The organism is Pseudomonas sp. FW305-3-2-15-C-LB1 (assembly GCF_058787615.1).
The window spans coordinates 52,981-76,783 of record NZ_JBYSZX010000020.1; the positions used below are offsets into that span (position 1 = coordinate 52,981).

Consider the following 23,803-nt stretch of genomic DNA (forward strand, 5'->3'; position numbering starts at 1 on the left):
CCTCATCGGGGGCAAGCTCCCTCCCACATTTGAACTGTATTGTCTGGATGAATGAATACATAAAAAGAGACGTGCCTATGTCCGACATCCTCTGGCAACCCTCCCCGGAACGCATCGCCAACACGCGCATGGACCAGTTCCGGCGCTACATCAACCAGCGCTACAGCCTGCAGCTTGGCGACTACCCGGCGCTGCACCAGTGGAGCATCGACCAGCGCGCGGATTTCTGGCGGGCGATCGTGGACTATTTCGACGTGCAATTTCGCAGCCCGCCCACCGCGGTGCTGATCGAAGACGCCGAGATGCCCAGCGCCCGTTGGTTTCCCGGTGCGACGCTGAATTTTGCCGAACACCTGCTGCGCCGACGTGACGCTCACACCGCCGTCGTGGCTGTCGCAGAAGACGGCCAACGCGAACAACTGACCTACGCCGAACTGGCCGCCCACGTCGCCGGCCTGCAACGCAGCCTGCGCGCTGCCGGCGTGACCCAGGGTGACCGCGTCGCGGCGTGTATGCCTAACACCTGGCAAACCCTGGTGGGCATGCTCGCCACCACCAGCCTGGGGGCGATCTGGTCCTGCTCGTCGCCGGACTTCGGCACCCAGGGCGTGATCGACCGTTTTGGCCAGATCGAGCCCAAGGTACTGATCACCTGCGCCGGCTACCGCTATGCCGGCAAGGATATCGACCAGACCGCCAAGCTCAATGAAATCCTCGCGCGCCTGCCGTCCCTGGAGCAGTTGATCATCGTGCCTTACGCAAAGCCCCAGGCGCGGATCGAGGACTATCAGACCCAGGCACGCGTCGCGCTGTGGCAAGACTTCTACCAACCCGGCGGCGAGCCTGACTTCGTCGCGGTGCCGTTCGACCATCCGCTGTACATCCTCTACTCCAGCGGCACCACCGGCGTGCCCAAGTGCATCATCCATGGCACCGGCGGCGTATTGCTCACCCACCTCAAGGAACACGGCCTGCATGCCGACCTGTCCCGCGAGGACTGCCTGTTCTACTACACCACCTGCGGCTGGATGATGTGGAACTGGCTGGTGTCGGTGCTGGCCATCGGCGCCACGGCGGTGCTGTATGACGGCTCACCATTTCACCCCGGCCCCGAGCGTTTGATCGACCTGATCGATGCGGAACACATCAGCGTGTTCGGCACCAGCCCCAAGTTTCTCGCCACCCTGGAAAAAGCCGGCCTGCAACCGCGCCTCAGCCATGACCTGGGCAGCCTCAAAGCGCTGATCTCGACCGGCTCGCCGCTGTCGCCGCAGAGCTATGACTACGTGTACCGCGAAATCAAGGCCGAGCTGTGCCTGTCGTCCATGTCCGGCGGCACCGATATCGTCTCCTGCTTTGTGATCGGCAACCCGGTGCTGCCGGTGCGGCACGGTGAAATGCAGTGCAAGAGCCTGGCGATGGCCATCGAAGTGTGGGACGACCAGGGCCGGCCGCTGGTCGGTGAAAAAGGCGAGCTGGTGTGCACCCGGCATTTCCCGGCCATGCCCATCGGGCTATGGAAGGATCCGGAGCGCAAGAAACTGCTCGCTTCGTATTTCAGCCAGTTTCCCGGCGTCTGGGCCCAAGGGGACTACGCCGAACAGCGCCCCAACGGCAGCCTGCTGATCCACGGACGTTCCGACGCGGTACTTAACCCGGGCGGCGTGCGGATCGGCACCGCAGAGATCTATCGCCAGGTGGAAAAAATCCCCCAGGTGCTGGAAAGCCTGGCCATCGGCCAACGCTGGCAGGACGACGTGCGCGTGGTGCTGTTCGTGCGCCTCAATGACGGTATCGAACTGGACGAGGCCCTGGAACAGCAGATCCGCCAGGTGATCCGCACCAACACCACACCGCGCCATGTGCCGGCCAAGATCCTCGCTGTCACCGATATCCCCCGCACCATCAGCGGCAAGATCGTCGAATTGGCAGTGCGTAATGTGGTGCACGGCGAGCCGGTGAAGAACACCGACGCCCTGGCCAACCCGCAGGCGCTTGATCAGTTCCGCGATCGCCCGGAACTGGCGCAAGGATGAAAGGTTTCAGCGCTGACGCACTCATTTGAAGACAAACCCCCAATGCATGCTATTTTTCGGGGGTAGTCACTCATTGCCGTCTGACGGGATAATGGGTGTTGTCATTTTTCAAAGCGTTACGCTCAGGGCTTTTTCATGATTGGAACATCCACCGGCAGCGAAGCCGCCGCATTGATTGCGCGGCTGGACTGGGCGCAAAGCCCTCTCGGTGAGGCCGGTGATTGGCCGCAAAGCCTGCGCACGGCGGTCGATATCGTGGTGCACTCGCCGATGCCGATGCTCCTGCTGTGGGGCAACCAGCTCACGCAGCTCTACAACGACGGGTTCGCCCAACTCGCGGGCAATAAACACCCTGGGGCCATGGGCCAGCCGGCGCACCAGACCTGGCCGGAGCTGGAAGGCTTTACCGGGCCGATCTACGACGCCGTGCTCAGCGGCCAGGTGCGTACCTTCAGCGAGCAGCGCTTCGTACTGCAACGCCACAATCGCGATACTGAAATCTGGCTGGACCTCACCTACAGCCCGGTCCGCGATGAAAGCGGCAGCGTTGCCGGCATCCTGGTCACCGCCATCGAAACCAATGAACGGCGCAAGGCCCAGCACAACACCGAACAGCGCCTGCAACTGGCATTGGCGGCCACCGACGCGGTCGGCACCTGGGACTGGGATATCGGCGAAGACCGTTTTATCGCTGACACGCACTTCGCCTACCTGCATGGTGTCGATCCCGACGATGCAAGCCGTTTGCCGATCAGCGACTACCTGCAAGGCGTGCACCCGGAAGACCGTGGCATGGTGGCGCGCAGCATCAAGCACTGCATCACCTTCGGCACCGAGTACGCCGAGGAATACCGCCTGCTGCAAGCCGATGGCCAAGTGCGCTGGGTATTCGCCCGCGGGCGCTGCTACAAGGATCATCAAGGCCGCCCCGCGCGTTTCCTGGGTGCTGCGCTGGACCTGACCGAGCGCAAACACACCGAGCAGGCCTTGCGCCAAAGCCAGAGCGAGTTGCAGCTGATCATCAACGCCATGCCGGTGTTGATCGGTTATGTCGACCACGAGCAGCGGTTCCGCCTGAACAACAGCGCTTACCTGGACTGGTACGGCATGACGCCCCAGGAGCTGTACGGCAAGACCATCCGCGAAGTGCTCGGCGACGAGGTGTATGCCGGGCGTGTAGACAAGATCGAGGCCGCACTCAAGGGCAAAGCCTGCAGCTTCATGACCATCACGCCACACCAGGACGGTCGACCACGCCACGCCCTGATGAAGTACCTGCCACGCTTCAGCAATGACGGTTCGGTGAAGGGTTTCTACATCTTTGTGATCGATGAAACCGAACGCAAGCTCACCGAAGAAGCCCTGCGCCACCTCAATGAAAACCTCGAGGAACGCGTGGCCCAGCGCACCCAGGCGCTGGCCGAGGCCAACCAGCGCCTGCAAAACGAAATGTTCGAACGCGAACGCGCCGAAGATGCGCTGCGCCACGCCCAGAAGATGGAAGCGGTGGGCCAGCTCACCGGCGGTATCGCCCACGACTTCAACAATATGCTCACCGGCATCATCGGCAGCCTGGACCTGATGCAGCGCTACATCGCTGCCGGGCGCAGTGACGAGATCGGCCGTTTTACCGATGCCGCCGTATCCTCCGCCCACCGTGCGGCCGCCCTCACCCACCGCTTGCTGGCGTTCTCGCGGCGCCAGTCCCTGGACCGTCGCCCGCTGGACCCGAACCAGTTGGTGGCGTCCCTGGAAGAGTTGTTCCGCCGCACCAAGGGCGCGCACATCAGCCTCAAGGTGCAGCTCGGCCATGACATCTGGCCGGTGAACACCGACGCCAGCCAACTGGAAAACGCCCTGCTCAATCTGGTGATCAACGCCCGCGACGCGATGCCCGACGGCGGTGAACTGCTGATCGAAACCGCCAACAGTTACCTGGACGGCACCGACATCACTACCCTGGAACCGGTCAAGGCCGGCGACTACGTGATGCTTGGCGTGTGCGATAACGGCACCGGCATGGCGCCGAAGATTCTGGCCAAGGCGTTCGACCCGTTCTTCACCACCAAACCCATCGGCCAGGGCACAGGCCTGGGGCTGTCGATGATCTACGGCTTTGCCCAGCAGTCCGGCGGGCATGTGACGATCCAGAGCGCGCCGGGCCAGGGCACCTGCGTGCGCCTGTATCTGCCGCGCCTGCATGGCACCTCCCTGGAAAGCGACCTGCCTGCCAGCCTCGGTGAAGCCCCGGTAGCCCTGGCCGGTGAAGCCGTGGTCGTGGTCGAAGATGACCCGGCAGTGCGCATGCTGGTGGTCAATGTGCTCGACGAACTGGGCTACACGGCGCACCAGGCGGGCGACGCCCGGGCTGCACTGCCGCTGCTGGAATCGGATCTGCGTGTGGATCTGCTGGTGACTGACGTCGGCCTGCCGGGCATGAATGGCCGGCAGCTTGCGGAAATCGCCCGCCAGCACCGGCCGGGGTTGAAGGTACTGTTCATGACCGGTTACGCGGAAAAAGCCGCCGAGCGCCAGGGCTTCCTCGAAGACGGCATGGACATGGTGGCCAAGCCGTTTTCCATCGACCTGCTGGCGACAAAAATCCGCAGCATGATCAACGCCGACGAATGAGTTCAGGCATAATCGCGCGCCGACGCACACCTGGTAGAGATCAATGAAAGCCCAAGCCCGTCATATCCTGGTGAAAACCAGCGAAGAAGCCGAACAGCTCAAACAGCGCATCGCCAAGGGCGAGGCGTTTGATGTGCTGGCCAAGAAGTACTCCACTTGCCCCTCGGGCAAACGTGGCGGCGACCTGGGCGAAGTGCGGCCCGGGCAGATGGTGGGGGCGATTGATGCGGTGATCTTCAAGAAACCGGTGAAGGTGGTTCACGGGCCGATCAAGAGCAAGTTCGGGTATCACCTGGTGCAGGTGTTTTACCGGGATTAACCGGCTCTATTTGTATCGCTCGTCGTCGACCTGGACGAGATATAAATACTGCCGGGTGACTTTCCACACAGCCTACCTTGATCGCTATACCAGGACCAGGGAGGCCGGATGTGGACACCGCCAAAATACAACAACTCAGCATTCCAAGTTTGCTCTACGCGTTACATATTCCAAATGTGGCGGACCTGCCCAGCGATCAGGCACGCCAGTTTTTTCAGCGCCTGCTCACACGTTCCCATGTTATCGCCCTGCGTGCCCACGTCTTCTTCAAAACCCTTGATTTCGGCGACGAACACGCGCTGCCTGGCCTGTGCAGATTTCCGCCTTTTCAAACCCTGATTTCCACCGCAGTGACAATTCCCATCGAGAAGTTAACGTTTTCGCTGACCCTGGAATGTCTCTACAAACTCTCAGAAGCCCTCTGGCGCGGAGAGCTTCCAGCGCTGCTCTATCCCACCGCGATTCTTGACCGCACAGCACGGCAGTGTTTCAAGGATGAATTCATCAGCGCATTAACTAACAGCGAGACTTCAAGGAATTCAGCTTACCCTCTGGACCAGGATTCCCTTGCGTTGATCGCGAATATTATCGATATCTATCAACTGCGCGCCTTTCAGAAACTGGAGCTCAATGCGCTCACACTCCATCGTCACGATCCGCTCGACATTCTGAAACGCCAACCGCGCTTATCGCACAACTTGCAGCGGGAAATCACCACGTTCATCAGCAAATCCTTCAGTGCCACGACACACTCGACTTTTTACGCTGCGATCGTCCATGGCTATGTCGATGTCCCATCCAAAGACCGTAAGCCACCTGCCACCGATCGACTGATCATCTATACAAAACCCATCGCGTCGTTGGTAGCAGACTACCTTCGCACAGGTGTCAGGCCTCATCAGCAAACGGACACCCGGTGGACCTCATTGCAGATATCGGTTTATGAGGACACGAGCATCACCAGAGAAGATCATCCCGCCCTGGTAACTGCCCAAGATTTATTGAAGCACTCGCCGATCAACCACAGTCAATTCAATCTACATCCTTTCATCTCCGTTGATATCGGCACATTGGATGACTTTCTGGATCGCCTCGACAGGCTCCCCAAGTTGTACCAGCAGGATGTCATAAACTATTGGGCGCCCGTGACCTCTGAAAAGGGGGCCAAGACGATCTGGCGCAACCATCTCAAGCACGCTATCGAAACCACAGCCCGTATCGGGCTGGCGGACAGTACCCTGACGCACGACAGCCATACGCAGATCAATCAGATACTCAGCCAATCTTCCGCTCAAGCACTGCCCCCTGCAATCAGCACCTACACCTGTGCGTTCGTAGATCTTTTCAGCGGTAAGGCATTTCCCATCAGCGGCACATTCCTGATCGAACAGCAGGCATCAGCCTCAAAGCAAAACCGCCTTGTGGCGTTCGCCCTGAACACAGGCGCGGTGGAGTACGAAAGCTGGGAAGCATTCGAGAAGCGCCTGCTTTCCCAGATGGCTGATAGCAACAGTCGACCGCTATTACTGGACCATTTGAGCAAAAAAAGCGCTCTGAACATCGTTGATTTTTGCTCAACACAACCCGCTCGACTGGGTTTGAAAAAAATGCTCACAGCAGCTTACGTCGTTGACGAACTTGTGGAGGGTTTACTCGTCCAGCAGGCGGAAAATTTCCTGCACGACTTCACCGCGATAAAAAATGATACGTTGCCTGCCGGGCTCGAAGCATTTTGCAACGCACTAAATCCATCACTGGCCCAACACTTGACCAAACAGCACGCGCGCTGGATAAACCACCGCCAGACAAGCATGCTTGAACAGTTGCCCGGCAAAACGCTTTCTGATGCGTTAGTACTGACTTCCACTGCGCGCGCGCAGGATATCTACAGCAAAGATCTGGACTCACCCATACTGGACCTCTCGGCACTCAATAAGCTTGCGTTCAATGACACTAAATGCAGAGCGCTGATGATAGGCACTTTGAACACCGACAAAGTGGGTAACACTCTCAAAGGTGTCATGAGCCATGTCGTCAGTTATTTCTCTGCCGAGACACCTGTTCCCCTCTCTCTTCGCTTTCTTGCCCTGCAACGCATCTGCGCCTACCGCGATGAACGCCAGATTTTCAGTTGGCAGCACCCCGGCAGTCTTCGGCACAACTTCTATTACTTCATGCAGCTCTATGCGAGCAACGCCCCCAGCGATCGCCTAGGCTTACGACTCGAAAGCGTGGGCCTCAGGTTACTGGGCATGAAGCAATTACCCAGCGAGGGCGTTCACCCCTACTACTCCGCACGAGAGCTGACCCTCGCACAGGACCAATCTCCCGCGCTCGTTTCCATTTTGTGCAGTGAAATCAAAGCAACACCTGACCAGATTGATCTAACGGCATTAGCGTCTTACCTCAATCTGTCGTTATTGGCGGACTACGACCCTGAGCACATGATCTCACCAGCACAGCCACGTAACTATTCGCTATATCATGAGTTGCTGCTGGATCTTCCAGGCTTGCACAGACTGGGCAAAGCCCTTGGAAAAATCATTGCACCAGGCCGCAATGACGCGCAGACATCATTTAGGGCGCTCGCCATCTCGGTTATAACCGATTATCTCTACCCACCCACCGAACAAAAGCCCGGCTACATTTGTGGTTTGAACTTGCACAGCGTCGAGCTAGGGGAATCTCCGGTAAGCCAGGTTCGCGAGACGCTTCGAGCGCATCTCAAACAACGCCTCCCGAAAAACGTAGACCGCCAAACCCAGCGGTTCGTCTTCACACTGCTCTGCGCTCGTTATGCACCGGAATTATTAGTGACCCAAGTGCCAGCCACCCTGCTGTACGGGCAAACCCTGGACAGTCTTCACTGGCGTCATGCGGTTGCATGCCTGGAAGCTGAACAGCCATGCTCTAGCCAAGGCCTGAGCTACGTGGAAATAGTCACCGCCTACTCGAATGCTCATTACGCGGGGTTGAGCGATGATAAGAAAACCGCTGTTGCTCTTTTAAAGCAGCTGCCCAGTCTGCACTTTGCCATGTGCCAGGGAGTCATTCCCGAAACCGAAATTGCCTGGGTCACCCATGCCGATAGCCTCAAGGCTGTCGCCTATGTCAGCGAACAAGAGGCCCTCGAGGCACAAACCTTTACTCATCTGGCGCAAGTACCACCTCAACGTAAAAGCATGGCAAGCAGCGCATTCAAAAAAGCCAATCCTGGTGTGGATGCGGAACAGATCATCGCGTTCACAGAAGCCGAGCTCAAGAAGTACTTCCATGTTCACCCCTCCGTCGCGGCAGACCGGCATATTGGACGCCGAATGCGTATGACCCTTCTGGAAAAGTACATGTCCTGTGTGTCCGGTGTGGGGTTTACAGAACAAGAGATTGGGGTAAAACCCTACCCACACGGCGCTTGCGAGTTACAAGCGCGGTTTGACCAACAATTTTCCATCTACAAGGACAACTTTCTAAGCGCCATGGTTGACCGCCTGGCACTCGCGCTGCACGGCACACCGCAATTGGACCGGGAGCGGATACTTAACGCTTACAAATACATAAAGGTATCGTTTGAAAACAGTCAGGGTAACTGGGAGGAAAGCCGCTTTGGGCTCATCGCCCTTTATAAAGAGAACGAGGACATCCAGTACGCCTATGAAATATTTTGCCCTTCAGGAACTGTCCGAGCGCTACCTCTCTCTGCTAAACGCGCTACCCGCATCCACGTGACGTCTTCTCCCCCCACACAGGATGCTCTGTGGCATGAGTTGCCGTATCTGTATATCTCTCCCTTGAATGAAGGGGCTTACCTCAGAGGTGCCCCAGATCAGAAAGAAAGTACGCCGTACTTAATGGTCAGCTTCTACACCGTCCGACGGCAGACACAGGGAATGTCCAGAGCACAAAAGATCCAATACTTGTGCAAAAAAATGGTGAACGCTGTATTCGGCAACATCATGGACCTTGCCTACCCCTATTTGAAGAGTCCTACGCCGTACGAGACCCATAAAGAGCGACTGTTTGCACGCGCGCAACTCATGGCGCGCTTTGTACTGCCTGGATATGCGCTTTATCAGGACATCAAGGCCGGAAAAGTAACACTGGGTACTATCATTACCACGGCCCTTGAAATGTTCAGCCTGTTACTGCCGTTTGTCGGACTTGGCATCAAGGCCCTTAGTATTTCCACGCGCCTTGGTCGGGTCATCATTCTTTCTAAGTCAACGAATTTTTCAAAGGTAGCCTTAACAGCAGCCAAGGCGATCCAACCGTTACAAAGTTCTTTACCCAATGTACTCCTGCGGTCTCTAGGTGCGGCTAATCCCTTCGGCGCCATTGCACTGTTATTTCAATACAGTCACAAAGGCATGCTGGCCATCAAGTTTTTACTTAGATTTACACGCGCCGAAATGTCGCAGGGGCCAACACTGTTCAAAACGCTTGCACACAGGCATCTTCCAGCACTTGAGTACCGCCCCCTCTCCGCTGTACCCACTGCGCAAGGCCGCGCGCAGTTCTTCAAACCTGACACCCGCACCGGCGACAACAAACTCAATATCCAACAACAATTCAAATTACACGCTCGTGCTGTCGACGTATCAGAGATAACAGCCGTCAACTCAATGTACGTAAAAGAAGGGAAAACCTATATTTATCTTCAGGGTAACATCTTCGCTGTGAGAAAACTGCACGGCACTGACGACTATCAACTTTACAACGACACTCACATCGGCCCTCGCGTCAAGTTCGATCACACTCGAAACAGGTGGGAGATACAATGTTGAACCCTGAACATCACTGCACCCCTCCTGTCAGCGCCCTACAACCCTTGGCGCCCCTTCATACCTCAAGAGTTCCGGTGGTTAAGTTTGAGCATCATCTATCTGTTCTTGATGCGGAGGGCGCGCCGATGAGTATCTGGTACGACGTGCAGCATGGCGTCTGGATGACACACCCTGATACCATTGACGGCGAACTCCTCACCCAAGCTGTATGGCTCACCCATGAGGGTTACTGGGACCGCGGAACGTTGGAAGACTGGCAAGCCATCAGGCACAAGTTGCCCCAGCCCACTGAATTCAGAAACGTGGAGCTTCCTGGCTATCCCGTGTTGCCCACGGATACACAACCGATTCCGCGAGAAATTCATAAAATATGGATAGGTACTTTACTTCCCAGTCAGAACCTCATTGACGCGCTTACCCGTAACGCCGCGCACACAGCGGGTTATAAGGTCATCGTCCATACCGATGTGAGTGATGACTTATTGATTCCCCTTACACAGATACTGAAAAACGCCGTACCCACGTTGACGATTGCTCCGTTGAACGGCACCGTGTTTTTTGAAGATTTCAAAAAACACGCCATCTATAAGCACTACCTGAATATCTCCACAGGCACCACAACCAACTACTCGGCAGCGTCTGACATATTACGCTACCCGCTCGCCAATCATTACGGAGGCATCTACATGGACATGGATGACTGCTTCACAACGAAGATAAGCGAGCAAGTGTTCATGGCGGCGAGCAATGATGTATTACTAGGCACTTTCATCAATGCGCCCCATGCAGACTTTTATGGTTACAACTCCAGTATTTTCGCCACTCACGCCAATAACCCGGTATTGGTCAAGGTAACGGAAGAGATGCTCAGCCGGTGCGACAAGCATAAGGATTTCTTTATCAAACCCAGACCGCACTTTACTGGCAAATACGATTCAACCTACGAAGCCTTAAAAACCTACTCAGCCGAGCTTTTTCAATTGACCGGTCCGCAAGTATTCAACGATGTACTAGCACGTGAACGACCGGATTATTACGGCGTACTGGTCCAGCGCTCCCGCAGCCATGGCACCAAGATTAACCCTGGTGTAGTTGACACCGCTTACTTTCATAAATTATCCAAGGTGACGGACCATTACTTCCCCTTTTTCGAAAGAGCCCGTGTGGTAATAGGCGTAGAGCACTCCTGGATCACAACGTGAAACGAGTTCACGGGCCGATCAAGAGCAAGTTCGGGTAGCACCTGGTGCAGGTGTTTTACCGGGATTGATGGGTTGGCTGCAGACCGCTACCGGGGGCAAGCCCCCTCCCACATTTGAATAGGTTCACAAATCAAACTGTGGGAGGGGGCTTGCCCCCGATCCGCCGCAGGCGACCATTCACCCCCGGGGAATCAGCGCCCCCGGCACCTGGATAACCCGACTGGCCAACCGATGCCCAGCCAATGCAGCCTGCTCCGGCGAGCTTCCCTTGAGCCGCCCGGCCAGGTACGCCGCACTGAACGAATCCCCCGCCGCTGTCGTGTCCACCACCTTTTCCACCTTGATCGCCGGCACGCAAAAGCGCTCGCCGTTGCAGCGTATCAGGCACGCATCCGCGCCACGCTTGAGCACCACCTCTTTAATATCCGGATACGCCGTCAACACCTGCTCGCTGTCGGGATAGCCAAACAGGGCACGCTCGTCATCCTCGGTGAGCAAGGCAATATCCACTTCGGCCAGGACACGCCCATACGCAGCACGCGCCGCCTCGACACTCGTCCACAGTCGCGGCCGGTAGTTGTTGTCGAACACCACCTTGCCCCCGCGCCGACGGGTTTCGATCAGGGTTTGCAGCAAGCGTTCGCGGCCGATTTCACCCAGCACGGCCAGGGTGATACCGCTGAAATACACCACGTCATAGCCCGGCAGCGCGGCCAGGATCGGCTCGGCTGCCGGCGTGGTGAAGCAGTCGCGCACGGCGGCTTCGTTGCGCCAATACAAGAATTTGCGCTCGCCGTTGGCATCGGTCTGGATGCAGTACAAACCCGGCAGACGTCCGGGCAGGCGCTGGACCATGCCCACCCCCAACCCTTCGTCAGTCCATTGCCGGCACATGGCATCGCTGAAGCTGTCATCGCCCAGGGCAGTGACGTAGTCGACACCGCCGGTATCGCCCAACTCGCGGCGCAGGTACACCGCCGCGTTCAGGGTGTCGCCGCCGAAGCTCTGGTGCAGGCTACCGTCGGCACGGTGTTGCAGTTCGATCATGCATTCGCCGATCAGGGCGATGCGGGGTTGGGTGCTCATAGCGATTGTCTCGGGAGTGACTGATGGCCTCATCGGGGGCAAGCCCCCTCCCACATTGGAATGGGTTCACACATCAAACTGTGGGAGGGGGCTTGCCCCCGATGGGATCGACGCGGTCTAGAAGCAGGTAGGCAGAGACTCAATCACCTGCAACTGCTCATCCACCAGGCAACCGACCTGCCACTTGTCGAAGGTCAGGCACGGGTGCGAAGTGCCAAAGGAAATGATGTCACCAATACGCAGTTCAACCCCCGGCGCCACCGTCATGAACGCATGCTGGTCCATCACCGCCGTCACCTTGCACGCGCTCACATCATCGCCTTCCGCTGGCAGGATACCGGCCTTGTAACGCTTGAGCGGCACCGGCAGGCCGGCATCATAGGCCACGTCGCGCTTGCCCAGGGCGATCACCGCAAAGCCCGGCTCGGGCAACGACTGCACATGCGCCCAGACTTCCAGGGCCGGGTGCAGGCCTTCATCGAGGTCGCTGCGGCGGTCGAGCACGCAGCATTGCGCTTCTTTGTAGATGCCATGGTCATGGGCCACGTAGCTGCCGGGGCGCAGCACACTGAGGAAGCGGCCGGCGGCGTTCTGTTCTTCGAACGACTCGGCGATCAGGTCGTACCAGGCCGAGCCCGACGCGGTGATGATGGGCTTGGGCAGGTCGAAAGAGCCGTTGTTCTGCAAATCCACCGCCAGGCGCACCAGGCTCGCGGCGAAATCGCGGATACCACTGATGGCGTGCTCGCCGTGGATCACGCCCTCATAGCCTTCAATACCGGTAAGGGCCAGGGCCGGCTGGGCCTTGATTGCCTTGGCCAGTTCGCGCACTTCCTGCTCGCTGCGGCAACCGCAACGGCCGCCGACCACGCCGTACTCGATCATCACGTTCAGGCGCAGGCCACGGGCGGCGAAGAACAGCCCCAGGTCGGCGACGTTGTCCGGGTGATCGACCATGCAGTGGAAGTCGAAGTCCTTGTCGGCCAGCAGGTCAGCGATCAATGCCATGTTCGGCGCGCCCACCAGTTGGTTGGCCATCAGCACGCGGCGCACGCCACCGGCATACGCGGCGCGGGTCTGCACGGCGTTGGCCAGGGTAATGCCCCAGGCGCCTGCCTCGATCTGACGCTGGAACAGCGCCGGCATCATGCTGGTCTTGCCGTGGGGCGCGAGCTGCGCGCCGCTCTTGCTGACAAAGTCCTGCATCCAGCGGATGTTGTGTTCCAGCGCCTCGCGGTGCAGCACCAGGGCCGGCAGGCTGACGTCGCGGACCAGATGGGCACCGACGGCGGCGGCGCCTTTTTCAACGGCATTGATGGCAGACATAAAATGCTCCTATTCGTTGATGCGACGGGCCAGGTTGTTGGCACTTTCGATCAACACCCGGCGATAGTCGTTGTAATTTTTGATCGCATCGGCGCGCGGGGCGACGATGCAGAGGGTCGCAATGCTGATGCCTTGCGCGTCCCGCACCGGGGCGGCAAAGCAATGGGTAAAGGTGTCGGCCACACTGTCGAAGGAAAAGAAACCATCGAGGGTGGCCTGACGGATTTGTGCCAGGAAGGTATCCAGCGGCAAGCGCTGGCCATCCGGCAGGATAAAGTCATCGTGATCGATCAGGTCGACGATCTGCTGGTCGCTCAAGTGCCCCAGCAACAGGCGCCCGGAAGCGGTCCAGGGGATCGGCGCGTTTTCGCCGATGTCCGAAGAAATACGAAAATGCCGCTCGCCCTCGCGCATCAGCGCCACCGTGTACTTGCGCCCGTTCAGCAGGCACATCTGCGCGGTTTCGTGGGTCTGGCTGACGATCTCCTGCAAGGCGTGGTCGGCCTCGCGGGTCAGGTCGAAATGCCGCAGGTGTGCCTGGCCCAGGAAATACAGCTGGCGGCCGAGGTAGACGTGACCGTCCTTGCCCACTGTTTCCAGGATGCGTCGCTCCAGCAGTGACGCGACCAATTCGTAGACGGTGGATTTGGGGCTGCCGATGCCGCTGGCAATATCATTCGGACGCAGGGGCTGGCCGATTTCCTTGAGAAAATCGAGGATATCGAATGCCCGGTCCAGGCCTTTGGCGCGGCGTTTGATGGTGTCTTCGGTCATGGCAGCCTTCGATTCCTGTAAAAATGCTGTGATCTGCGCAGATCCTTGTGGGAGGGGGCTTGCCCTCTCCCACATTGGATTTTCCGTGGTTTCAAGAATGGGGCATTTAGCCCTTTTTCTTGTAGGCCACGCAATCGATCTCCACCTTGCAGTCGACCATCATGTTCGCCTGCACACAGGCCCGCGCCGGGGCGTGTTCCGGGGTGAAGTATTCGCCGAAGACTTTGTTGAAACTCCAGAAGTCCCGCGGGTCCTCCAGCCATACCCCCACGCGCACCACATCTTTCAATTCGTAGCCAGCCTCTTCGAGGATCGCCACCACGTTGCGCATGGTCTGCCGGGTTTGCTCAATGATGCCGCCAGTGATGATTTCGCCATCCACCGCAGGCACCTGGCCCGAGACGTACAACCAACCGTCCGCTTCCACGGCGCGGGCGAAAGGACGGGGTTGGCCGCCGCCGGCAGTACTGCCGGCACCATAACGAGTAATGCTCATAACAACAGGCTCCTGATTAAAAACGAATGTTCTTGAGAAATTCCGCCAGGCGCGGCGATTGCGGGTGCTCGAAGATGTCCTTCGAGGTGCCCTGCTCTTCAATGCGGCCCTGGTTCATAAACACGATCTTGTCCGAGACTTCATAGGCAAAGCGCATTTCGTGGGTGACCAGCAACATGGTCATGCCCTCTTCCGCCAGGCCCTTGATCACGCTGAGGACTTCGCCCACCAGCTCCGGGTCGAGGGCCGAGGTGACTTCGTCGAACAGCATCAGGCTGGGGTTCATGGCAATCGCGCGGGCAATCGCCACACGTTGTTGCTGGCCGCCCGACAACTGGCCGGGAAAGTGGTTACGACGCTCCAGAAGTCCTACACGATCCAACCATTTTTCCGCGAGCGCCACCGCCTCGTCCTTAGGCATTTTCTTAACTTTCAATAAGCCCAGGGTGACGTTTTGCAACGCCGTCAAATGCGGGAACAGGTTGAACTGCTGGAATGCCATGCCGGTCATGGCACGATGCTGGGCAATCACGCGCTCGGGGTGACGCACCCGCTTGCCGGCAACTTCGCTGTAGCCGATGGACTCGCCATCCAGGGTGATCTGCCCGCCCTGGAACTCTTCCAGCAGGTTGACGCAGCGCAACAGAGTGGTCTTGCCCGAGCCGCTGGAGCCGATCAGGGTCACCACGTTACCGCGCTGCATCGACAGGTCGACGCCCTTGAGCACTTCCACCTGGCCGTACTGCTTGCGCAGGCCGCTAATGTTCAGCAGTGGTGGGTTGGTTTGAGGTTGGTTCATGGCAAGGCCACCCGCTTTTCAATGTAGCGCCCGAATAACTCGATGGCGTAGTTGATGACAAAGAACATAAAGCCTGCGAACAGGTAAAACTCCAGGGTCATGAAGGTGCGTGCGATCACTTGCTGAGTGCTCAACAGCAACTCGGCCACGCCGATCACCGAGAGCAGCGTCGAGGCCTTGACGATTTCCGTGGAGGAGTTGACCCAGGTCGGCAGGATCTGGCGCAGCGCCTGGGGCAGCAACACATAACCCAGGGACTGATAGAACGTCAGGCCAATCGCCTTGCCCGCTTCCAGTTGCCCACGGGGAATGGCTTGCAGCGCACCGCGCACGATTTCCGAGACGTGGGAACCGCAGAACAGCGTCAACCCGACCGCACCGGCCTGGAACGCGGTGATCTGCCAACCGAGCGCCGGCAGCATGTAGAAGCACGCCAATACCAGCACAAACACCGGCGTGCCCCGGATCAGGTCGACGTACAGCCGGAACGGCGCACGCATCCAGAATTTGCCGTAGGTCAGGATCAACCCGGCGACTATGCCGATCAGGGTGCCAAAGATAATCGCCAATGCGGACACATAAACACTGGCCTGAAAACCCGCCCAGAGGGTATCCCGGGCGATCCACAACTCATGCAGCCAGCTGGGGGATTCGTACATGGAAACCTTCCTTAACGACGGATCGCCAGACGCTGTTCCAGGTAACGGAGCAGCATGGCAATGAGGTAACAGGCGGCCACGTAGAGCGCGGTCGTGACCAGCCAGGTTTCAATCACCCGGTAGCTCTCGACGTTGATCTTGCGGGCGTAATAGGTCAGCTCCGGCACCGCGATGGCGGCGGCGAGCGAGGTGTCCTTGAACAGCGAAATGAAGTTGTTCGACAGCGCGGGCAACACATTGCGCAGCATCACCGGCACGGTGATGTAGGCACGGATACGCCACTCGCCCAGACCGATGGCCAGCCCGGCTTCACGCAAGCCCTTGGGAATATTCAGCAGCCCGGCGCGGAATACTTCGGTCAGATAAGCCCCGGCGTACAACGACAAGGTGATGATGAACGACGGGATCTTGTCCAGGCGGATGCCCAGACTGGGCAAGGCGAAGTAGATCAGCAGGATCAGCACGAGGATCGGCGTATTGCGGATCACCGTCACATACACCGAGGCCAGCACGCGCAGTGCCTTGTGTTTCGACAGCATGGCAAATGCCATCATCAGGCCGATCACGCAGCCGATCGCGATCGACAGCAGCGCCAGCTCGAGGCCCAAGCCGAGCCCCGCCAGCAAGCTGGGGAAGTCGCGCCACACGGCGGCAAAGTTCAACTGATAGTTCATGGTCAGCAGTACCTGATTGGGGCGCCGTCAGCGACGCCCCAGGTTTTCGATTTACTTGAACTCAACCGGGAAGCCGATCGCAGGTTCCGGCAGGTCCACGCCGAACCATTGCTTGAACGAGGCCTTGTAGGTGGGGAACTCCACGCCGGTCATGGCTTCATGCAGCGCGGTGTTGACGAAGTTCAGCCAGTCCTGATCGCCACGCTTGACGGCGCACGCATAGGTTTGCGGGCTCCAGGCGTAAGCCGGGCTGCGGTAACGACCTGGGTTCTGCACCATCAGGTACTTGACCGAGGACTGGTCGGTGGCGGCGGCATCGGCGCGACCGGAGTTCACCGCCTGGTACATCAGGTCGACGCTGTCGTACTGGTCGACCTTGGCTTTGGGCAGGGCCTGGTGCACCAGCTCTTCGGCGTAGACGTTTTGCAGCACCGCTACGGTGACGCTGTCGCCGGCGGCCTGCAGGTCTTCGATCTCTTTGTACTTGCTGTTGTTGGGCAGCAGCAGGCCCACGCCTTCGCGGTAGTACGGCAGGGTGAAGGCCACCTGCTGCGCGCGGCTGGCGGTGACGGTGATGAACTGGCAACTCATGTCGACCTTGTCGGTCAGCAGGTTGGGAATCCGCGCATCAGAGGACTGCACCACGAACTCGACCTTGCTCGGGTCGTTGAACAAGCCTTTGGCCACGATGCGGCCGATGTCGATATCAAAACCCTGCAACTTGCCATCCGCTCCCTGGAAGTGCCACGGCGCATTGGTACTGCCTGTACCCACGATCAGATGCCCACGCTTGAGCACATCATCGAGCTTGCTGTCCGCCGCTTGCGCTTGGCTTGCGAGGGAAGCCGATGCGGCGAAGAGAAAAACACACGCTTTGAATACGGAAGGTCGGTGATGCATGACAAGCACTCCAGGAGTTGTGTATTCCGCTATACCGGAACTTAGTATGTAACAACGGAATAGACAGCAGAAAGTGTGCCACACGCGGTAACAGAAAAACACGGCATGAATAAATCTGTTTTAGATCAGATAGATAAATGAAGATCCGTAACCAGGCGTTAAGCCAGCACTTGAAATCTCTTTGCTACCCAAGGCCCCACACGGCGGTGACAGGCCACACTTGCGTGCGCTACAGCAGTATTACCACGCACCGTTGCGGTGCGGCTGTTGCGTGGAAAAATCCCCGCGCTGGGCTAGCCTTGGCACATTCATTCCGACAAGGACTCCACCCCGATGACCTTCCGCCTCACCCTGGTTTTGCTGTCCTTTCTGGTGGCCGGCAGCGCTTCGGCCAGCAACGACCGACGCGAATGCAAGGCCGAACTGCGCAAGCTCAACGAAGCCCTGAGCACCAATTACACAAGCCAGAACCACCACGGCTACCGTCAGGCGAAGGCCTCAAGGGACAATCTGGAATACAAGAAATGCGCAAGCCAGGCGCGCAAAGCCCGCGAACGCTTGGAGCGTGACCGGGACCTGTGAAGGTTGACAGTAGACGACTGACGCCCCCCCGGCTTAGCGTGAGCCAGGCCTGGAGGGAAATATCGATGAGCTATGTGAATGCCGTGATTGCAGACAAAGCTGCGTTTGAGCGCGAACTGAATACCCCACAACCCGTATTTGTGGTTTTCATGTCACATGAATGCACGGCTTGCACTGATGCGATGCCGCGTTTCATGCGCATCAGCGAGCACTACAAGGAGCAGGTCAAAATCTTGATTCTTGATTGTATGGACACGCCTCCACACCCAAGGGTCGACCGTATCCCGATGCTGTTGATCTACCGCAATCAGGTACTGCTCGAAGCCCTTCCCGGCCTTGGCGAGCAAGCGCTGCGAAGCGCCTTCGAGCAATACAGCCAACTACCCGCCGTTACGCCTGGTGCATAGGCACCAGGCAAACCTGCGTCACCCGCCGCTCTTCCACCGCCGCCACCGTCATGCGCCAGCCCTCATGTTCCAGGCTATCGCCCACCACTGGCAGGCGGTCGAGCAGGCTCATGACCAGACCGGCCAGGGTCTGGTAGTCCTCGGTCGCCGTCGCCTTGAAACCGGTACGCTGGCGGACCAGGTTGAGGTTCAAGGCACCATTAGCGCGAAAGCCATCGCCTTCCTCGACGATATCCGGCCCCTCGATTTCACTGGCATCCGGCAACTCACCGGCAATGGACTCGAGAATGTCGGTCATGCTCAACACGCCCATAAAGTCACCGAATTCGTTGATGACGAACGCAATGTGCGTGGATTCCTGGCGCATCTGCTCCAGCGCATTGAGGATCGAAAAACTCTCGAGCAAGTTGATCGCCCGACGCGCCAGGTGCTCCAGGTTCGGCTCGTTGCCGGCCAGGTACTCCTTGAGCAACTCCTTCTTGTGCACGAAGCCCAGCGGCTCATCGACGGCGCCATTGCGGATCAACGGCAGTCGCGAATAGGACGAGTGCATCAGTTTCAGGCGGATACTGTCGGGGTCGTCCGCCAGATCAATGCAGTCGACCTTGGCTCTCGGCGTCATCAGCGTGCGGATCGGTCGCTCGGCCAGTTGCAGCACGCCGCTGATCATCACGCGCTCACGTCGATCAAACAGCGGGCCCTGGGTGGCATCCGGCTCGCCGAGCAGGTCGGCCACCTCTTCACCCACCTCTTCCACCGCCAGGCTGCGACCGCCGAGCAAGCGCATCACCGCGTGGGCGGTACGTTCGCGCACCGGCAACACGCCTTGCGCCGACTTCTTGCGGCGTGAACGGGCAATCTGGTTGAACACTTCGATCAGGATCGAGAAGCCGATGGCGGCGTACAGGTAACCCTTGGGAATATGGAACCCCAGGCCTTCGGCGGTCAGGGCGAAACCGATCATCATCAGGAAGCCCAGGCACAGCATGATCACCGTCGGGTGCGCGTTGACGAAGCGTGTCAGCGGCTTGCTCGCCACGATCATCAGGCCGATGGACACGATCACCGCGATCATCATCACCGCCAGTTCGTCCACCATGCCCACGGCGGTAATCACCGCATCCAGGGAGAACACCGCGTCGAGCACCACGATCTGTGCCACGATCGGCCAGAACATCGCGTAGGCCACATTGCCTGTGCGCTGGGCCACATGCCCCTCGAGGCGCTCATGCAATTCCATGGTGGCCTTGAACAGCAGGAACACACCACCAAACAGCATGATCAGGTCGCGGCCGGAGAAGCTCTTGTCGAACACCTCAAACAACGGCTGGGTGAGGGTCACCAACCAGGAAATACTCGCCAACAGGCCCAGGCGCATCAGCAACGCCAGGGACAGGCCGATCAAGCGCGCACGGTCACGCTGCTCCGGCGGCAGCTTGTCCGCCAGGATCGCGATAAACACCAGGTTGTCGATGCCCAGTACCAGTTCCAGCACAATCAAGGTCAACAGGCCGAGCCAGGCCGTTGGATCCGCTAACCATTCCATTTATTGAGTCTCTTCAGTCATCGATTTTCAGAATGCCGGGCACGGCAGAGTGCGGTCAGTAGACCGGTAAAAGGTTAGCAGTCGGAATACGGGGTGCTTCAGCGGGAACAACGACAGAGGATGTCTTGGGGAAAGACGACTGGGAGGCTCCGAGAGGGTGTTCATGCAAATCCTGCAATGACAAAAGGACTTGAATCGTACAGTCGAAAGGGAAAATCCCCACAACCCAAAACTATTACAAGATCTGTAAAACCTTCGAAACCAGCACGATCATTTGATCATTAAATGAAATTATTATCAGCATAAATACCTACTTATCGTTGGTACAAAGCCCTAAAAACCAATAAATCAGCCTATTTCTGCGTTTTATACGAAAGCATTTGACTGATCAGATTTTCATTTGATAAACATATGATCAGCACAAGGCAATGAATGAACGACTGACTACAACAATAAATGGGGTGCTCATCATGAAACTTGCTACGACCTTCGCCGCCGCTGCGGCCCTCTCCCTCCTCGCCAGCAGCATCGCCCTGGCCGCCGACGGCAAGACCTACAAGGTCGGCGCCGCGGTCTACGGCCTCAAGGGCCAATTCATGCAGAACTGGGTACGCGAACTCAAGGAGCACCCCGCCGTGAAAGACGGCACCGTGCAATTGACCGTATTCGACGGCAACTACGACGCGCTGACTCAGAACAACCAGATCGAAAACATGGTGACCCAGCACTACGACGCCATCCTCTTCGTGCCCATCGACACCAAGGCTGGCGTCGGCACCGTGAAGCAGGCCATGAGTAACGACGTGGTGGTCATCGCCTCCAATACGAAAGTTGCCGATGCCGCCGTCCCCTACGTGGGTAACGACGATGTAGAGGGCGGCCGCCTGCAGGCCCAGGCCATGGTCGACAAACTCAACGGCAAGGGCAATGTAGTGATCATCCAGGGCCCCATTGGCCAGTCGGCACAGATCGACCGGGAAAAAGGCGAGCTGGAAGTGCTGGGCAAGCACCCGGACATCAAGATCATCGAGAAAAAAACCGCCAACTGGGACCGCGCCCAGGCCATGGCGCTGACGGAGGACTGGCTGAACGCCCACCCCAAAGGCATCAACGGCGTCATCGCGCAGAACGACGACATGGCCCTCGGCGCGGTACAGGCCCTGAAATCCCACGGCCTGACGTCCAAGGATGTACCGGTTACCTCCATCGACGGCATGCCGGATGCCATCCAGGCCGCGAAAAAAGACGAAGTCACCACCTTCCTGCAGGATGCCCAGGCCCAGTCCCAGGGTGCGCTGGACGTGGCCCTGCGCGCCCTGGCCGGCAGCGACTACAAGCCCCGCTCGGTGATCTGGGAACGCTATGCCAAGGATGTGCAATGGGCTGACGGCACCGCGAAGAACTACATCCTGCCCTGGGTGCCAGTAACCAACGCCAACGCCGATGCGCTGTACAAGCAAGTCAGCGGCGCCAAGTAAGCCGTAGCCGGTTGATCGCTCCCCGCATGGGAGCGATCCGTTCATCTTTGTTGTGAGGCCTGCCATGTCCACCGTCACCGAACGCCCGCAAGAACACCTGCACCCCGTCATCCCGAAAACCATGCAGGCCGTGGTCTGCCATGGCCCGGAAGACTACCGGCTGGAAACCGTCGACGTGCCCACCCCCGGCCCCGAGGAAATCCTCACCAAGGTCGAGTTGTGCGGGATCTGCATGGGCGACATCAAGACCTATCGCGGCGCGCCGTCGTTCTGGGGCGACGCCGAGCAACCACGCTATGTGAAACCGCCGATGATCCCCGGCCATGAATTCGTGTGCCGCGTGGTCGCCCTGGGCCCCGGCGCGGACAAGCGCGGCGTGAAGATCGGCGACCGGGTCATTTCCGAGCAGATCGTGCCGTGCTGGGGCTGCCGCTTCTGCAACCACGGCCAGTACTGGATGTGCCAGAAACACGACCTGTATGGCTTCCAGAACAACGTGCAGGGCGCCATGGCCCAGTACATGATCTTCACCAAGGAAGGCATCATCCATAAGGTCCCGGACTCCATCGCCCCGGATGAAGCGATCCTGATCGAACCCCTGGCCTGCTCGCTGCATGCTGCCGAGCGCGCCAATGTGGATTTCGACGATGTCGTGGTGGTCGCCGGCGCCGGCACCCTGGGCCTGGGCATCATTGGTGCGGTGCGCATGCGCAATCCGAAGAAACTCATCGTGCTGGACATGAAACCGGAACGCGCCGCCCTCGCCCTGCGCATGGGCGCCGACGAAGTGTGGAACCCGGCCGAAGTCGACGTACTGGCGAAGATCCGCGACATCACCGATGGCTACGGCTGCGACATCTACATCGAAGCCACCGGTCATCACAAGGCCGTGAACCAGGGCCTGGCGATGCTGCGCAAGCTGGGGCGGTTCGTCGAGTTCAGCGTGTTCAATGACGAGGCCACGGTGGACTGGTCGATCATCGGCGACCGCAAGGAACTGGATGTGCTCGGCTCGCACCTGGGGCCTTACATGTACCCGCGCGCCATCGACTTTATCGGCAACCGCAAGATCGACATGCGCGACGTGGTCACCCACAAGTTCGCCCTGGCGGACTTCAAGGAAGCGTTCGCAGTAATGGAGCGCGGCGACAAGTCCCTCAAGGTAGTGCTTGAGCCTTGACCAACTGTATGTACCGCACCACTGCCGGCGCTTTCTCGAAGCGCCGGTGGATCAACGACAACCAGGACGCCGCCTCGCTGCCCTGAATCGGGCGATACACCACTCCCGGCAAGCTCACATGCCCCACCACCGACGCCGGCACCACCGCCACGCCCTGCCCCAATGACACCAGCGCGACGACCGCCACCAACCCACCCGGCTGCGGCCCCAGGCGCGGCGCAAAACCACCTTGGGCCGCGACGTGCAGCGTGCCGCTGATCTGCTCCGGCAAGATAAACGTCTCGTTTTGCAGATGCTCGCAGTGGATGACTTTCAAACCCAACAGCCATGAGTCCTGCGGCAACGCCAGCACAAAACCTTCACTGTCCAGGCGCACTGCTTCCACACCGTCCGGCAAGGTCATCGGCGAACGGACATAGCCGATATCGCAGCGCCCGTCCGCAACGGCACCCGGCAGTATTGCCATGGCACATTCACGCACGTTCACGCTGACATCGGGAAACGCCTGGCAGAACCCCTGCATCTGCCGCTGCAACACGCCGGAATACACGGCGGAAGCCACGTAGCCCAACTCCAGATGGCCGATCTCGCCACGCCCGGCACGCTGGGCATTGCGCTGGGCAAACTCGAACTGACGCACCGTCGCCTCCGCTTCGATCAGCAGCGCGGCACCGGCCTCGGTCAGGCTGACTTCGCGCTGCTGACGAACAAACAGACGTGTGCCCAGGCTGGTTTCCATGTCCTGGATCTGCCGACTCAAGGTCGGGGGTGCGATCCCCAGCTGCTCGGCGGCGCGGGTGAAATTGCGCTGACGGGCAACGGCCAGGAAATAGCGAAAATGACGGATGTCCATCTCTGGATTAGCTCAAAGGTAATGAAACGAGTCGGCCTGGCTAATAAAGCCACTGGGCAGCGCGGATATGCTGA

19 protein-coding genes are annotated in these 23,803 nt (G+C 58.8%); 9 read left to right on the plus strand and 10 right to left on the minus strand.

The features are described 5' to 3' along the window. The first annotated feature begins 77 nt into the window (after nucleotides 1-77). The 5 genes from AC3WP7_RS26725 to AC3WP7_RS26745 all read left to right on the plus strand — a co-directional run bounded on the left by AC3WP7_RS26725 (nucleotide 78) and on the right by AC3WP7_RS26745 (nucleotide 10,969). The gene (locus AC3WP7_RS26725; RefSeq protein WP_102592763.1) at nucleotides 78-2,036 is read left to right on the plus strand and encodes an acetoacetate--CoA ligase; all 1,959 of its coding nucleotides are present in this window, start codon (nucleotides 78-80) and stop codon (nucleotides 2,034-2,036) included. Between the two features lie 135 nt (nucleotides 2,037-2,171). Beyond that, the gene (locus AC3WP7_RS26730) at nucleotides 2,172-4,667 is read left to right on the plus strand and encodes a PAS domain-containing protein (RefSeq protein ID WP_071488002.1); all 2,496 of its coding nucleotides are present in this window, start codon (nucleotides 2,172-2,174) and stop codon (nucleotides 4,665-4,667) included. Between the two features lie 43 nt (nucleotides 4,668-4,710). Then, a complete protein-coding gene (locus AC3WP7_RS26735) occupies nucleotides 4,711-4,986 on the plus strand; it encodes a peptidylprolyl isomerase (protein ID WP_003174397.1) in 276 nt (91 codons plus the stop codon). Between the two features lie 110 nt (nucleotides 4,987-5,096). Beyond that, on the plus strand, nucleotides 5,097-9,767 hold the full coding sequence (locus AC3WP7_RS26740; RefSeq protein ID WP_102592762.1) for a dermonecrotic toxin domain-containing protein: 4,671 nt from the start codon (nucleotides 5,097-5,099) through the stop codon (nucleotides 9,765-9,767). After that, on the plus strand, nucleotides 9,761-10,969 hold the full coding sequence (locus tag AC3WP7_RS26745; protein WP_093121243.1) for a glycosyltransferase: 1,209 nt from the start codon (nucleotides 9,761-9,763) through the stop codon (nucleotides 10,967-10,969). Before AC3WP7_RS26740 ends, AC3WP7_RS26745 begins: the two co-directional genes overlap by 7 nt. 177 nt (nucleotides 10,970-11,146) lie before the next feature. Here the strand turns inward: AC3WP7_RS26745 and AC3WP7_RS26750 are convergent, their stop codons facing one another. From AC3WP7_RS26750 to AC3WP7_RS26785, 8 genes are all read right to left on the minus strand, one after another. After that, nucleotides 11,147-12,055, minus strand: coding sequence for a sugar kinase (locus tag AC3WP7_RS26750; RefSeq protein ID WP_092244346.1), 909 nt, complete (start codon nucleotides 12,053-12,055; stop codon nucleotides 11,147-11,149). Between the two features lie 117 nt (nucleotides 12,056-12,172). Next, the gene (locus AC3WP7_RS26755) at nucleotides 12,173-13,381 is read right to left on the minus strand and encodes an amino acid deaminase (RefSeq protein ID WP_092244349.1); all 1,209 of its coding nucleotides are present in this window, start codon (nucleotides 13,379-13,381) and stop codon (nucleotides 12,173-12,175) included. A gap of 9 nt (nucleotides 13,382-13,390) precedes the next feature. Further along, nucleotides 13,391-14,155, minus strand: a complete 765-nt coding sequence (locus AC3WP7_RS26760; RefSeq protein WP_058424172.1) for an IclR family transcriptional regulator — start codon at nucleotides 14,153-14,155, stop codon at nucleotides 13,391-13,393. Nucleotides 14,156-14,261: 106 nt separating this feature from the next. After that, entirely contained in the window at nucleotides 14,262-14,651 is a 390-nt protein-coding gene (locus AC3WP7_RS26765; protein WP_010210958.1) for a RidA family protein, read from the minus strand. 16 nt (nucleotides 14,652-14,667) lie between these two features. Beyond that, complete coding sequence (locus AC3WP7_RS26770; RefSeq protein ID WP_102592761.1) at nucleotides 14,668-15,450, minus strand: amino acid ABC transporter ATP-binding protein; 783 nt, start codon at nucleotides 15,448-15,450, stop codon at nucleotides 14,668-14,670. After that, nucleotides 15,447-16,109, minus strand: coding sequence for an amino acid ABC transporter permease (locus AC3WP7_RS26775; protein ID WP_016976586.1), 663 nt, complete (start codon nucleotides 16,107-16,109; stop codon nucleotides 15,447-15,449). Before AC3WP7_RS26775 ends, AC3WP7_RS26770 begins: the two co-directional genes overlap by 4 nt. A gap of 11 nt (nucleotides 16,110-16,120) precedes the next feature. Further along, nucleotides 16,121-16,783 (minus strand): amino acid ABC transporter permease, encoded by a 663-nt coding sequence (locus tag AC3WP7_RS26780; RefSeq protein ID WP_025857547.1) that lies wholly within the window; start codon nucleotides 16,781-16,783, stop codon nucleotides 16,121-16,123. Between the two features lie 51 nt (nucleotides 16,784-16,834). Next, complete coding sequence (locus tag AC3WP7_RS26785) at nucleotides 16,835-17,683, minus strand: transporter substrate-binding protein (protein ID WP_092244352.1); 849 nt, start codon at nucleotides 17,681-17,683, stop codon at nucleotides 16,835-16,837. Nucleotides 17,684-18,016: 333 nt separating this feature from the next. Between AC3WP7_RS26785 and AC3WP7_RS26790 the strand changes: the two genes are divergently transcribed. Together AC3WP7_RS26790 and AC3WP7_RS26795 are read left to right on the plus strand one after the other, a co-directional pair. Next, nucleotides 18,017-18,265, plus strand: coding sequence for a hypothetical protein (locus tag AC3WP7_RS26790; protein ID WP_093513406.1), 249 nt, complete (start codon nucleotides 18,017-18,019; stop codon nucleotides 18,263-18,265). Between the two features lie 65 nt (nucleotides 18,266-18,330). Beyond that, the gene (locus AC3WP7_RS26795) at nucleotides 18,331-18,672 is read left to right on the plus strand and encodes a thioredoxin domain-containing protein (RefSeq protein WP_092244358.1); all 342 of its coding nucleotides are present in this window, start codon (nucleotides 18,331-18,333) and stop codon (nucleotides 18,670-18,672) included. Here AC3WP7_RS26795 and AC3WP7_RS26800 read toward each other — a convergent pair. Further along, nucleotides 18,656-20,218 carry a TerC family protein gene (locus tag AC3WP7_RS26800; RefSeq protein WP_102592760.1) on the minus strand — a complete coding sequence of 521 codons (1,563 nt, stop codon included), beginning with the start codon at nucleotides 20,216-20,218 and terminating at the stop codon, nucleotides 18,656-18,658. The genes AC3WP7_RS26795 and AC3WP7_RS26800 overlap by 17 nt on opposite strands. Nucleotides 20,219-20,688: 470 nt before the next feature. Between AC3WP7_RS26800 and AC3WP7_RS26805 the strand changes: the two genes are divergently transcribed. Continuing rightward, nucleotides 20,689-21,696: a substrate-binding domain-containing protein gene (locus AC3WP7_RS26805; protein WP_092244364.1), complete on the plus strand. Its 1,008-nt coding sequence runs from the start codon at nucleotides 20,689-20,691 to the stop codon at nucleotides 21,694-21,696. 64 nt (nucleotides 21,697-21,760) lie between these two features. Next, nucleotides 21,761-22,876: an MDR/zinc-dependent alcohol dehydrogenase-like family protein gene (locus AC3WP7_RS26810; RefSeq protein ID WP_093530038.1), complete on the plus strand. Its 1,116-nt coding sequence runs from the start codon at nucleotides 21,761-21,763 to the stop codon at nucleotides 22,874-22,876. Here the strand turns inward: AC3WP7_RS26810 and AC3WP7_RS26815 are convergent. Further along, the gene (locus AC3WP7_RS26815; protein WP_093121249.1) at nucleotides 22,854-23,729 is read right to left on the minus strand and encodes a LysR family transcriptional regulator; all 876 of its coding nucleotides are present in this window, start codon (nucleotides 23,727-23,729) and stop codon (nucleotides 22,854-22,856) included. The two genes, AC3WP7_RS26810 and AC3WP7_RS26815, sit on opposite strands and share 23 nt — an antisense overlap. Nucleotides 23,730-23,803 lie beyond the last annotated feature (74 nt).